9 protein-coding genes are annotated in these 13,299 nt (G+C 57.2%); 4 read left to right on the forward strand and 5 right to left on the reverse strand.

The genetic code is table 11. The annotated features are described in order from the left end of the window. Nucleotides 1–408: DUF2510 domain-containing protein (locus RW023_RS05440; protein WP_315580246.1), on the reverse strand; the 408-nt coding region annotated here is incomplete at its 3' end. Between the two features lie 159 nt (nt 409–567). Here RW023_RS05440 and RW023_RS05445 point away from each other — a divergent pair. Continuing rightward, nucleotides 568–2,136: a TrkA C-terminal domain-containing protein gene (locus tag RW023_RS05445; protein WP_315580247.1), complete on the forward strand. Its 1,569-nt coding sequence runs from the start codon at nt 568–570 to the stop codon at nt 2,134–2,136. Nucleotides 2,137–2,151: 15 nt separating this feature from the next. Then, nucleotides 2,152–2,667: an NUDIX domain-containing protein gene (locus RW023_RS05450; RefSeq protein WP_315580248.1), complete on the forward strand. Its 516-nt coding sequence runs from the start codon at nt 2,152–2,154 to the stop codon at nt 2,665–2,667. A 115-nt stretch (nt 2,668–2,782) separates the two neighbouring features. Here RW023_RS05450 and RW023_RS05455 read toward each other — a convergent pair whose 3' ends face one another. Beyond that, complete coding sequence (locus tag RW023_RS05455) at nt 2,783–4,093, reverse strand: M18 family aminopeptidase (RefSeq protein ID WP_315580249.1); 1,311 nt, start codon at nt 4,091–4,093, stop codon at nt 2,783–2,785. A 261-nt stretch (nt 4,094–4,354) separates the two neighbouring features. Between RW023_RS05455 and RW023_RS05460 the strand changes: the two genes are divergently transcribed. Further along, nucleotides 4,355–4,813, forward strand: a complete 459-nt coding sequence (locus RW023_RS05460) for a MarR family winged helix-turn-helix transcriptional regulator (protein WP_315580250.1) — start codon at nt 4,355–4,357, stop codon at nt 4,811–4,813. 58 nt (nt 4,814–4,871) lie between these two features. Here RW023_RS05460 and RW023_RS05465 read toward each other — a convergent pair whose 3' ends face one another. From RW023_RS05465 to RW023_RS05475, 3 genes are all read right to left on the reverse strand, one after another. Next, the gene (locus RW023_RS05465; protein WP_315580251.1) at nt 4,872–5,312 is read right to left on the reverse strand and encodes a GNAT family N-acetyltransferase; all 441 of its coding nucleotides are present in this window, start codon (nt 5,310–5,312) and stop codon (nt 4,872–4,874) included. A gap of 67 nt (nt 5,313–5,379) precedes the next feature. Continuing rightward, nucleotides 5,380–6,654 (reverse strand): bifunctional glycosyltransferase family 2/GtrA family protein, encoded by a 1,275-nt coding sequence (locus RW023_RS05470; protein WP_315580252.1) that lies wholly within the window; start codon nt 6,652–6,654, stop codon nt 5,380–5,382. A gap of 3 nt (nt 6,655–6,657) precedes the next feature. Then, on the reverse strand, nt 6,658–7,758 hold the full coding sequence (locus tag RW023_RS05475; protein WP_315580253.1) for a phosphodiester glycosidase family protein: 1,101 nt from the start codon (nt 7,756–7,758) through the stop codon (nt 6,658–6,660). 148 nt (nt 7,759–7,906) lie between these two features. On the opposite strand from RW023_RS05475, the gene RW023_RS05480 reads away from it, so the two are divergent. Further along, complete coding sequence (locus tag RW023_RS05480) at nt 7,907–13,192, forward strand: endo-alpha-N-acetylgalactosaminidase family protein (protein WP_315580254.1); 5,286 nt, start codon at nt 7,907–7,909, stop codon at nt 13,190–13,192. Nucleotides 13,193–13,299 lie beyond the last annotated feature (107 nt).

The following is a 13,299-nucleotide window of genomic DNA, read 5'->3' on the forward strand; positions in this document are numbered from 1 at the left end:
CGTGTAACTTGCGGGACGGGGAGGGAATCCTGGCGTGTAACTTGCGGGACGCGGAGGGAATCCTGGTGTGTAACTTGCGGGACGTGGAGGGAATCCTCCCGTGGTGGCAGGTGCATTCTGTGCGGGTTGTTGGGCTGGGTACGTTCCCATTGTTCCGCCCTGAGCGGGGGGATAACCGCCCTGTTGCGCCTGGTAGTGCGCCTGAGCAGAACCGCTATTTGCTGCAAGAGGACTTTGGGGAACAGCGCTGTACGAGGACGAAGTTGTCGTTACCGGACGCTGGGGCACTGATGCTTGTGTGGTGCCCTGCGCTGCCCGAGTGTTATTCGTCCACTGCGTCCCATCCCACCACCGCAATTGTGAGGGATTTGAGGGATCGCTGTACCAACCCGCTTGGGGATTTGTCATGGAGGGATCCTTCCGTATTCGTCCTTTTATTGAACGGTAACATGCTGGGCGCTGTCTGTGAGAATTCTGGGTGCAGTGCGATTGGATACGTGTGTGTATTCACACTCCACGCCTATGGTGCGCCCCTCTTTTACTCATTTGACCACTACCCTTAGACCTATGGCCCAATTCCTCGCACAGAACCATCTTTTGACAATATTCCTGGTTGTCGGACTGGGCGCTTTTCTGGGCGCGATCCGCTTTGGGCCGCTGCGTTTCGGTGCAGCCGGTGCGCTGTTCGTCGGCCTACTTGTCTCGGCTTATTCGCCGCAAGCCGGTCAGGGGACTGCGATCATCCAACAAATCGGGCTGGCATTCTTCGTCTATACCGTTGGTATCGCCGCGGGCTCGACGTTCTTCTCTGATCTTCGCAAACAAACCTCACTTCTAGGTTCGGCCACGATCATCTGTATTGTCGGCGCGGTCGTCGCTACTATCGGAGGACATTTGCTGGGACTGGGCAAAGGCCTCGTGACCGGGCTCTATACCGGTGCGCTGACCGCTGCGCCTGCGTTGGATGCGGCGACACGAGTTAGTGGCGACCCTCAGGCAGCAGTTGGCTATGCTTTCGGCTACCCCATCGGCGTAATTGTCGGAATCATTGTCGTCACCATGACGGTGACGCGAAAGTGGGTGGGGGAGAAGGACACGCCATCGCTTGCGGGTGCTGGCCTCGACGCCGTTACTGTTCGAGTGGACCGCCCGATCTTGACGCGAAAGATTCTCGCTTGGCGTGAGGGGCGCGTACGTATGTCCTACCTTCAGCGTGAAGGGCGCACCCGCGTCTTGATCCCTGGCGAAGAACTTCGCGCTGGCGATCTTGTTGTTCTGGTCGGTGGCACTTCCGCTATTGCCGAGGTCGTCGAGCAGTTGGGAACGCAGGTTTCCGACCACTTGGCTGACGACCGCTCCGATGTTGCCTTTGAGCGAATTGTTGTGTCGAGTCCCGATGTCGCGGGACGAGCGATCGTTGAGCTCAATCTGGCCACTCGTTTCGGTGCGACCATTACCCGAGTTCGCCGAGGGGATCTTGACCTGCTGGCACGCGACGATCTCAAGCTCAATCTGGGTGATCATGCGGCAGTCGTTGTTCCGCAGGAGGAACTTGATAACGTCCAGAGCTTCTTGGGTGACTCGGAACGCCGAGTGAGTGAAGTTGATGGAATGGCCTTCGGTATCGGTATGGTTCTGGGCATGGCCTTGGGTGCGATCCCCTTCCCAATGTTTGGTGGAGCAACCTTCCAGCTGGGATCTGCGGCCGGACCTCTGATCGTCGGAATGCTGCTGGGTGCACTCCGTCGAACCGGGCCTCTGGTATGGACGCTTCCTGCCTCGGCGAATATCACGATTCGCTCTGTAGGACTGATGCTCTTCCTGGCTGCTTTGGGCTTGAATGCGGGGCCGGCACTTGTTGATCTTCTGCTGCGTCCAGAGGGTTGGAAGGCTGCGATACTAGCGACAATCATCGTGGCGGTCTGTTGCACTGCTCAGGCGATCGCCGGCCGATATCTGGGATTGTCTGCGCCGCGAACCGCGGGAGCTGTTGCAGGTTTCTTGGGGCAGCCGGCTGTCTTGCAAGCGGCAGATGCACGTGTTGCTGATGAACGTATCGAGGCCGCGTACGCGACATTGTTCGCCTTCGCAATCATCGTCAAGATTTTCTTGGTGCCATTTATTTGGACACTGTGAGCACAGGAGTAACACATGGCAACACCGGATTTTGTTCTGGAATTACGACGGCACGTGGGGCACTCCATGTTGTGGCTTTCGGGCTGCACCGCTGTCGTTTTACGAGGCCGTGGTGGGGCTGCGATTAATTGGCGCTCTCCCATCGACCCGGCTTCCATTGAGGTGCTGGTTGTTCAGCGCGCCGATAATCACGCGTGGACACCGGTAACGGGAATTATCGATCCGGGTGAAGAGCCGGCTCAGGCCGCATGTCGAGAGATCCTCGAAGAGACTGCATGTCAAGCGCGAGCCGTGCGCTTGCTCAGTGTGGAAGTTGTTGGCCCGGTTACCTACGAAAATGGTGATCGAACGACTTACCTGGACGTTGCTTTTGCGTGTGAATGGCTCAGTGGGGATCCTTTCCCCGCAGATGGTGAGAACACTCAAGCGATGTTCGTGCCGGGAGATCAGATCCCGCAGATGAATGATCGATTCACTCGCACTATTGCACGGGCATTCAGCGGTGAGCAGGCGGCTGATTTTCAGCGCTAATCGCCAGATTTCCTGTAACAAGCGTTAGGTGGAAGTCGGGGGCCGGGGAGTTTGTGAACTCCCCGGCCCCACGGCCGTAAATACGTGCGGCCTTGTCTGTTCAGAGCGTATCCGATCAGGCGCCAAGCCAGTAGGCAGCCAGAACCTTACGCAGTCCCAGAAGGTCTGCAACATGGCTCATTTCGCGAGCCGAGTGCATAGAGAGGAGGCCAACGCCCACATCCACTGTCTCAATACCCAGTCGGGTTGCGGTGATTGGGCCAATTGTTGTTCCGCATGGCGAGGCGTTATTCGACACGAAGTTCTGTGTTGGAACCCCTGCCGCATCACAGGCGCGCTTCCACAGAGCCATTCCGACCCCATTGGTTGCGTAGCGTTGCTTGGCATTGATCTTGAGGATGGGGCCGCGGCCCATGACCGGGTGGTGTGAAGGGTCGTGAACTTCGGGGTAGTTCGGGTGAATTGAGTGTGCGGCATCGGCACTCACGCAGGTTGAGGAGGCGATCATTCGCGCGTAACCATCTTCGTCACGTCCTAAGGCGAAAGCGGTGCGGCGCAGAACGTCTTCCAGAATTGGACCAGCTGCACCCGTGCGAGACTCTGAACCGACCTCTTCGTGGTCGAAGCATGAGAAAACGAGGATGTCACCGTCTGAGGGAAGTCCCTGGCGAGCGAGATCTTCAAGTGCACACAGTCCAGGGTGAACCGATGAGAGATTGTCCTGACGTCCCGAAGCAACGAACTGCGAATCCGCGCCGAAGGTGACAGGTCCCTGTGAGGGGACGCAGATCAGATCGAAAGAGACCACATCATTTGCGTTATCCAAGCCTGCGGCCCGTGCGATGGTATCCATGAGTGATGCATCGGGAGTGTCGACCGTCCATACCGGGTGCAGGTGCTTTTGGGGATCGAGGTGCAGAGAATCGTTAACCCCGCGGTTGAGGTGGATTGCTAGCTGAGGAATGCGGGCCAGCGGAGCGGTGCGAACCAGGATTTCTTCTCCCGAGGCCAGAATGAGTCGGCCCGCAACGCTCAGTTCACGGTCCAGCCAGGAATTCATGATCATTCCGCCATAGACCTCGACCTCGATTTGTCCCCAGCCATCAGCCGTTGTTGTCTGAGGTGAGGGCTTGAGGGTGAACGCAGGAGAATCTGTGTGTGCCCCAACGATCCTGAAACCAGCGGTTTCACTGATATTTTCGGGAACTACCCATGCCATGACGGCGCCTCCGCGAACCAATACGTGTCCGCCGGGAGTCGCATCCCATTCTGCTGTTTCGTCTTGGCGACTGAAACCGAGGTTTTCCAAGCGCTGCGCAACTAGATGTGCAGCGTGGTAGGGGCTGGGAGAGTCTGCAAGGAAATGGACATAGTCCAAAGTATTTGCGTCGAGTTCGGGATGATCCGATTCAAGTCGTGGTGTCATGCATCCATCCTACGCTGCACGTTTCATTCACGAAGATGTGCTCATTTGTGCACGACGGAAAAAGCAAGCATCTCGTTCATTTCGCCCACTAGCTCACAAAATGTGAGCTGACAGAAATTCAACTTTGATCATCGTGGTGGATGATTTTGTTGTCAGATCGTAACACTTCGTATTAATTCGGTGAAAATCTGTCCGGTTCATTTGGGCATTTGCGCAGGTCAGAGGGTAGTTTTATTGTTGCTAAGCTGATAAATTAAAAGGGTGATTACACAAAGCAATGAGACTCTCCTCGATGAGAGCGAATCTGAGCTTTGGCACGCGTGGAGTTCTGTTACACGTGCTGTTCAAAGCACGTTAGGTTCGGAAATTAGTAAAAGCGCACCTCTTGCTCTGATTGAGTTTGAGATGCTTGACGAGCTTGCTAACGGTGAGCAGCCCATGCGTTCTGGCGAGCTGGGTGCGCTGGTCTCGTTGACACGTTCGGGAACTAGTCGTGCAATCTCTCGCCTTGTGGCGAAGGGATTCATTACCAAAGAAGGATCGTCAACGGATCGACGTTCTGTCCTTGTGCGCATTACTCCTGAAGGGCGTCAGGCCTATGAGGCCGCAAATGGCGTCTTCACAAGCGCAGTGCGCAACGGGCTTCTTGGCGCGGTAGAAGGCGATGATCGCGATACCCTGCTCAGAATCCTCAACGTTATCTCAGATACGCTTCTTTAAACAGAAAAGGTGGGACAGCGATTGCTGTCCCACCTCCCACACACGGGTCCTACGGGGGTCAGAAAGACTTCCTGTAGACGTTGGTTTCGCGCTGAAGGAAACCAACCCGACGGTAGAGGCGGTTCGCCGCCTCTCGCGTCGGCCGAGATGTGAGATCGACTGTTTTAGCTCCCAACTCCCGAGCGTGCTCAACCGCGGCATCAACAATGCTCTGTCCCACGCCCTGACCGCGTGCGGCCTGATCGGTAACGACATCTTCGATCCATGCTCGCCGGCCAGTCGGAATATCGAAAACAACCAGCGAGAGCATCCCTAAGATCTGGTCATCCTCGTCGAGCGCGCATACCAAGTGCAAGCAGTCCTGAGCCAGAAGCTCCTGGATTTGTTCGAGCGACAAAGGCTGTGCGGAAGAGGAGAGCTGCGGAAGTAGACGCTTAAAGGCCTCGTGAACCTTTTCGGTCGTCGATGAGTCACATTCGCTGAGGATCTCGATACGCATGGATGCTCCTTGTTTATGCGTTATACAGTCCATAAGTATGCCACTGAGGATATTTATTATCCGACGCTCACGAGGCCCGACTCAAGGGGACACTAGACTGCCGAGCGCTTAGGCCTCGTGGATTTAGTGAACGGATGGTAGAGGCGGACGGTGTCGCGGGCGCGGGCAGCACTGGTTTTGCCGGAGTGTTTCCTGCTTGCTTGCTCAGCTGCGCTGAGGTTGCTCCTGAGACACTAACTTCAAGGTCCTCCGACTGGGTCTGAGTCGGAGACTTTGGGTGAGCCTGGGACTCATGAAGCGTGGGTTCGGTGCTCTGCTCCTGTGTGGGTGCAAAGACATAGCGGCTCTGCGCGGAATAGGACACCAGGTACATCGTCGTGTCAGCGATGATCTTTGCTAGCCACAGCGGCACGCCCACGCTCGTCATTACGGAAAGCATGATGTAGGAGCCGGCGACGACCGCAAGGGCCAGGGAAGCATAACGCATAGCGCTGCGGCGCAGGGAGGTTCCCTTGGCCTCGAAAACGTGACGATTCATTGTGAAGTTCACCGAAGCGCTGACCAAACGGGCAGTAACAACGGGGAAGAGTAAAGTACCCGTGAGCGCATTCAGGAGAAGAACCAAAACATAGTCGATGATGGTCGCAATTCCCGAAGAGGCAGCGAACTTCAGGAGCGGGGCCCAAATTCGCGCGGAATCTTGCAGCGGACGGAAGTGAGAGGTGGGGTTGCCGGCCTCGTAAATCGTCTCAATCGGGATTTGTGTCACCGGATGACGGTACTTCGCAAGCTGCAAAAGGACGCGGAGCTCGTACTCATAACGATCGCCCTCGATATCGATCAACGTCGGCAAAAGTTCAATCGGGAAGGCACGAAGTCCGGTCTGGGTGTCCTTGAGCTTCCAGCCGGTTGCAAGCCAGAAGAGTCCAGAAGTCGCGCTATTTCCAATCCTCGAACGCGCCGGAACATGACCGACAAACTCACGAACGCCCAGAACAGTCTGATTGGACCTTGCGCAGGCCTGGCCCACGCGGAAGATATCCACCAAGGTGTGTTGGCCATCGGCATCTGCAGTCACAACGCAGTCACTGATTCCAAGGCTTTGGGCGCGATCGTAAATGTAGGTGAAACCCGTCCGAAGCGCGTATCCCTTACCACGGTTACGCTCGTAGGAGATGACGTGCGCGCCCGCAGTGCGCGAGGCATCGAAGATATCCCGGTATTCTTCGCCGGAACCGTCGTCAACGACAACGATCTTTGTTGAAGGATCTGCGCGATGCAGCTCAAGGATGAGACGCGGCAATCGTGCGTCCGGTTGGTAAGCGGGGATTAACACGTACATCGCTCATGCTCCCTTCGTGATGTAGATGATGTCGGAGGTAGCGCGTTCGCCACCATTAGAGGGGTTATTGACAACCTGGCCGTTGAACCACATTTCAGAGGAGCCGCCGCCGTCGAGGTTGTAGGCAGTCTTTGCGCCCAGGCTCTGCATGATTTCGGCAAGGCCGCTCATGGTCACGCCGCTTGAGGTGCGAGAACGTCCATCCACAACGACGAAGACGAAGTGGTTGTCGTCGATGATTCCGATCGCGGTTCGCGGTTGCTTGCCCTGGATGGAGTGGTTACCGAAGTTGGTATCAATCTCCAGGTTGTCAATTCCGCTGATGACCTGGCCGTCCTCCAAAAGAGCCGGACCGAAGGAGAGGGTCTGCCACACGCCCTCGTTGACCAAGGTTTGAGCGTTGGTCTGAGTTTCGTCGTAGACCTTCATTGTGCCGTCCTTGTAGATGGCTAGGCCCTGACGAGCGCCGCTATCGCGATAGATCGTTCCGTTTCGGATCACGATGCCCGTCGAACGGAAACCGTAGTAGTCGCCGTTAATGGCGAAGACGGCGTTGTTATCCGTTGCGATCGAAGAAACGAGGTCCGTGATGTTCGCGCCGAACTGATCGTTTGCGAAAGCGGAACGAAGTGCAGTTGCATCGGAGAGCTGGACATCGGCGACGTAGTAGGTGACGCCGTTATCCTGGACCTGCTTGATGGAAATCTTGGTGTTTCCGTTCGTGTAGGTGTCCGAGGTTGTGGTCGCGGTATCGGTATTCAAGGACGTGGTCTGCGCGTTGCCCTGTGAGGCCTCGTAAGAAGAAGCGCTGGTAACTTCAACGTGATCGATCACGTAGCGGTTGAGAGCCCAAGCGGTGGTGCCGCCCAGAGCCAGCGTGATCGCAGTTGCTCCCGCAATGATTCCGTTGCGGAGCCTCTTGCGGCGGCGCTTTGCGGGGCGGGTGCGTGTGGGCTTCGCGTGGTGGGCTGAGGCCGAGGAACCTTCCGTGCGGGAGGCCTGGGACTGGGCGGTGGCTGCCTGTGCCTGCTGGCGAGCAGCGAGGGTGCGTGCAAGATCATCGGCCGAAGGAGTGGCCGGCTGGGGAAGGTTGTTCGTGTTCATGGCTATAGAATCCACTGGCGGATTCTGTAGGGATTATGGACAAGCTGTGTTCTGCCTGTGGAAGAAATACCTCTCAAAAACTCCTTGCAATTGATGAGTGTTCGCTGGAAGATAGATGAGTCACGTCTAGGCAAAGGAGCCCGACACGATGATAGACAAACGCGTCTTTTGGCGACCCCTGGCCATCCTGGGGGCGCTCGCCTTATCCCTTCCGGGATCAGCGGTTGCACATGCTACTGAAGGTGCAACAGATACCCCCGTTGTTCTCAACGCGCCCACGACCATTAGTGCGGGACAACTTCGTGCAACGGTCTCGCACGAATTCCCGCAGGTGACCGGATATACCTTCGCGGGAAATCCCGTTGGCGGCCGCGCGGAAACGCTTCACCAGGTCACGATCGACGGAAACCAATACACGGTCGACACTGTTGAAGCGCAGCGCGTGTCCGACCAGAAAGTCGCCTATACGGTAACTTTCGTCGGCAGCGAGATCACGATGAAAGCCGAGATCGAGGTACAGGAAATCACCTCGCACGCCCAAGGAACGGAGGGCGCAAAGCGGCCGACTTTGACCTTCCGCATCACTGAGATGAGCGGCGCGCACACGGTGGAAATTCCCGGCCACGGCCTCGTCTCAGTAAATGCAGACCAAGGCGGAGCATACGCATGTGGCATCACGGGAGTATCCCGAGGCGCGGCCAATGACGATTCCTATGCGGGTGTTGACGATACTTTTGCCAGCATCACTGCCTCGACGCCCACTGATTACTACGAACAACCCAGCGCCTACCTCATGGTCAACACCAATAAGGTCGCCGTCGGTATGGAGACCAACGCGACCTATGACCAGCCCCAAGGCTATGAAAGCAACTGGAATTCCAGGTGGAAGCGCCAGGTCATCGAACAAAACGGCATCAAGACTCTGATCGCGCAAAACGGTCAGTGGACCTACCGTTCCGAGGCCGCGACGGACGCCATTGGGGACGAAGAACGCCCCTACACGACACTTGTCTTCACAGGAGACGCGAACTCTTCGGGAAGCGTTGATTGGCAAGATGCCGCAGTTGCCTATGCGGATATCACTCCCGAGATCACTGGCGCAGCCGACAATCATAAGTGGGTCGTTACCCACATTCCCTTCAATTTTGGTTCGGCTGCAACGCATCCCTTCCTCCAGACCGCAGATGATGTGAAACGCGTGAGTCTTGCGACTGACGGCTTGGGGCAGCGCGTCATGATCAAGGGCTATGCCTCTGAAGGCCACGATTCGGGCCACATGGACTACGGCGGTAACATCAATACTCGCGCCGGTGGTGAGGCTGACTTCGGTACCCTCTTCACCAGCACGAAGGATGTCAATGCGATCTACGGCGTTCACGTCAATACGACCGAGGCCTACCCGGAAGCAAACTCTTTCCGTTCTCTTCCCTTCACCGGTGGCCGCGGGTGGAACTGGCTCAACCAGTCCTACTACGTCAATCAGCGTGACGACTTGGGCAATGGCGGCGCTGTCAATCGCTTCCAGGAATTGCGCAATCAATTCCCCCTCAGCAAGTACCCGAATTTCCGCTGGATCTATATCGATGTCTACTACGGTTCGGGCTGGCAAGCTGACCGCTTGGGCAACGAACTCAACAAGATGGGATGGGAAGTCGGATCTGAATGGGCAGACCGCTTCGAGAGGCACTCGCTGTGGTCGCACTGGTCGAATGACGAGCACTACGGTGGAGCAACCAACAAGGGATTGAACTCCCAGGTTATCCGCTTCATCGACAACGCGAACAAGGACAATTGGAACCCGAATGTTGTCTTGGGCTACCCCCAGATCGTCGAGTTCGAAGGCTGGACCGGCCACCAAGACCAAGACGCGTTCTACCGCAATATCTGGTCAAACAACCTGCCCAGCAAGTTCCTCCAGAACTCGCGCATCATGCGCTACGACACCGCGGATGCAGGAGATGGAAAGACGAAGCATACCTACACCTTCGCCAATGGGACGATAGCTTCGGGTTCGACGGCAGTTACTGCTCAAACAGAGGCAAGCTACGTCGTTGGAACGATTCAGGCAGACATGGCGTCCTCTCGCGAATTCGTCTACGACGGGGCGACAGTCCTTCGCGGAGACAGCTACCTCTTGCCCTGGAAGGACAACGGGACCTCCGCAGGGGCAGACCGCCTGTACTACTACAACCCTGCAGGAACTGCGACGGAGTGGACTCTCACCAAATCATACCAAGGCGTTGGTTCTCTGGCGCTCTACCGACTCACAGATCAAGGCCGCGTGAAGGTCACCGATTTGGCAGTCTCCGGCGGAAAAATCACAATCCCGGCCTCGGTCTATGACGGAGTGGCTGACGGCGATCGCGACCACACGGCCTTCGTGTTGGTTCCAGAAAACGCTCCCGCAGCTGTCTCGACCCCCGCATGGGGCGCAGGGACCGTCTTCGCTGATCCTGGATTCAACTCGGGAAGTCTGAACGGCTACACAACGACCGGTTCAGTCAGCGTCGTGAAGGATCCCCACGGTGATCCTGTCGCACAACTGGGTGCGGGCAAGGCCTCACTGACCCAAGAGATGACCCTCAATGCAGGAACCTACCAGGGCAGCGCGTGGGTCCAAATCAACGATGGAAAGACCCGCAAGGTCACTATTTCCGCCTCGGGAGATGGCGTGACAAGCGCCGGATCGCAGCAGCGAAATGGTGACTTGGGGGCGAGTCGAGACAAGCCCGTGACGACAGTCTTTGAAGACTTCGAGAATATTGCGGAAGGCTGGGGTCCCTTCGTCAAGGGCGACGCCGGCAATATTACGGACCCGCGCACAGTTCTGGCCTCGCTGAATGCTCCCTACACTCAACGAGGCGGAGTCCTTCCCGATCGTTCGCGTAAGGCGACAGATGATGCGATTGCGGGACACTGGTCACTGAAGAGCCACGAAGAAAACGGTGGTCTTGTCTACCGGACGGTTCCACAGACCGTGAATCTGCAGGCAGGACACCGCTACCGCATTTCCTACGATTACGACAACGCCGTGAGCGGTTCATACTACTGGGTCAGCGCGTACGACTCTGCGGGAGCTGACGGAGTCACCGCGAACTACCTTGATTCAACGCTCCTTCCCCAAACGGAGAGTCCCTCGCACTTCGTTGAAGAACTCAATGTTGGTGCTTGCGGCTCCTACTGGGTTGGCCTCTACAACGTCCAGGGAGGAAAGTCAGGAAACGATTTCTCGATTGATAACTTCCGAGTTGAAGATCTTGGAACAACCGCCGACGTCCCCGCGTGCGCTGCTGCAAGCATCGCAACCCAGGGAAGCGCGATCGAAGGCAAGACTGTCCAGGTGACAACGACCTTGGTGAATAATGAGTCCGCGGATGTCACCAATGTTCGCAGCGAATTGAGCCTTCCAGCTGGGTGGAGTGCACAGGCGACTTCGCCCACGACTGCTGAGACTCTTGCCAAGGGAGAAACCTTCACCACCACGTGGACGGTGAGCATTCCCGAAGGGGCCGGTGGCAATGCCGTCACCTTGACGCACCAGGCCCACTACCGGATCGGCGATGAGGACCGTACCGCTGTGGGCACAACGAGTGTGACAGCTCTGGGATCCATCAGGTCCAATGCCGTCAACTACCTCTCTGACATCCCCTTCTCATCGACGTGGAACTCCAACGGCTGGGGACCTGTCGAACGTGATAGCGAGGTCGGTGAAGATCAAGCAGGAGACGGTGATCCGATATTGATGAATGATCAGCCCTATGCCAAGGGTCTGGGTGCACACGCCCCCAGTGACCTCGGTTTTGAGCTGGAAGGAAAATGCACAACCTTCAAGGCAACCGTTGGCGTGCAGGATGGACAGTGGAGTGGCTCAGTGACCTTCCACGTCATCGGTAGCACTGACGGTTCCAACTGGTCCGACGTCGTTCCAGAAACCTCGGTTATCAGGGGAGGAAGCGAACCGAGGGACATCTCGGGCAATGTTCGAGGGATGAAGTACATCCGCTTGATCGTTGGAGACGGAGGCAATGGCAACGGTAACGACCACGCGAACTGGGGCAATGCCCGCGTCCTGTGTGGAAATGCTACCGAGGGTGGCGACACTCCCGCCCCTGAGCCCACGCCAACTCTGACGCTCAAGGACTACACGGGAGCCCTCCAGCTGGTAAGTGCACCGGCCGCCTACGAAGCGAACCCGGCCTCGAACATGTTCGACAAGGACCTGACGACCTTCTACGACAAGGATTGGGTCAACCTCACCGATCACCCCAGCACGATTGATCTCGCCCTCTTCGAAGGAAGCGATCCCACTGGCGCGCAGCCGGTCAGTATCGGCGGTCTGTCGATCGCAGGACGAGCGGGGCAAGCGAATGGCCGGCCCAAGGCCTACGAGGTCTATGTTGGCCAAGACGCAGCAAATATCAATCAGAAGGTCGCCGAAGGCACTTTGAGAAACACGGCTCTCGCTCAGCGTATTACCTTCGACGAAGCGGTGAACGCGAAGTATGTTCGCATCCGAGTCCTGAGCAATTACAAGACCAAGGCCGACCAACCCGATGGCCTGCTTGCAATCGCAGAGCTGGGAGTTCTTGTTCCCGACGGAACGACGCGCGCAGCTGTTACAGGAAGCGAGCGCAGTGCTGGTACGCGAAGCGCACGCCGTGCTCGCTCCTTGGATGATGAACAAGCGCTGACGGTCAATACAAATGCTGAAGGACTGGTCGGACAGAACTATCTGGATGTCCAGACGGTGAACGATAGCGATCCTGCTGCAAACCCAGAGACCGTCATTGACCGGACCTGGGCCGAAAACTGGATGGCTGCGGATCAGAAGCACCGGACCAATAGCGATCCTAGTTCCTTCCAACGCGTTCCTGTGACTTTCACGGTCGCGAAGGATGGAACGAAGGTGCGCTTCACTATCGCCGCTGATGAGGGCGATGCGCCGGTCTTATTCGACAATCTCCGCATGGTGAAGATCGAGCGTCCCACAACCAACGATCTTCTTGGCGTGGATTGCACGGCTGATCCGACTCCGGAGGCATGCACAACAATGCGGGCGAACGCACGCATTGGCTTGAGCACTGCCCTCAGCGTCTCGCTGCCTACACCGACTCCAGACCCGACGACGGATCCGAGCACTCAGCCGACAATGGATCCGAGCACTCAGCCGACAACGGATCCCACCACCCAGCCGAGTGGGGATCCAAGTGCCCAGCCAAGCGCCGATCCTTCTCAAAACGGATCGCAGCAGGCAGGGCCAGCGCCTGCAGAGCAAGCGGGCGCGGCCTCGGCAAAGGATGGAAAGAAGAAGAGTACCCGCAAGGGCAAGAAGTCATCTCTTGCTCGCACGGGTGGCGAGACAAGCACCATCGTGATCAGTGCCGCCCTTCTAACAGCCGCGGGCTATGCGCTGCGCAGACGGCGCATGAATTGAGGTGAATATCCCGGTGGGGAGCTGAGCTGAGGGGCAGCTCCCCACCACACACAAGGCGGGGGTGCCGCGGTGAATCACCGGCACCCCCGCCTATAGCTTTGAAACGT

Source organism: uncultured Actinomyces sp. (assembly GCF_963542285.1).
Classification (GTDB): domain Bacteria; phylum Actinomycetota; class Actinomycetes; order Actinomycetales; family Actinomycetaceae; genus Pauljensenia.

Excerpts from the sequence above, each read along its gene's own strand:
- RW023_RS05450 (WP_315580248.1), top strand. The coding sequence starts at position 2,152 with ATGGCAACACCGGATTTTGTTCTGGAATTACGACGGCACGTGGGGCAC.
- RW023_RS05465 (WP_315580251.1), bottom strand. The coding sequence starts at position 5,312 with ATGCGTATCGAGATCCTCAGCGAATGTGACTCATCGACGACCGAAAAG.
- RW023_RS05455 (WP_315580249.1), bottom strand. The coding sequence starts at position 4,093 with ATGACACCACGACTTGAATCGGATCATCCCGAACTCGACGCAAATACT.
- RW023_RS05445 (WP_315580247.1), top strand. The coding sequence starts at position 568 with ATGGCCCAATTCCTCGCACAGAACCATCTTTTGACAATATTCCTGGTT.
- RW023_RS05470 (WP_315580252.1), bottom strand. The coding sequence starts at position 6,654 with ATGTACGTGTTAATCCCCGCTTACCAACCGGACGCACGATTGCCGCGT.
- RW023_RS05475 (WP_315580253.1), bottom strand. The coding sequence starts at position 7,758 with ATGAACACGAACAACCTTCCCCAGCCGGCCACTCCTTCGGCCGATGAT.
- RW023_RS05480 (WP_315580254.1), top strand. The coding sequence starts at position 7,907 with ATGATAGACAAACGCGTCTTTTGGCGACCCCTGGCCATCCTGGGGGCG.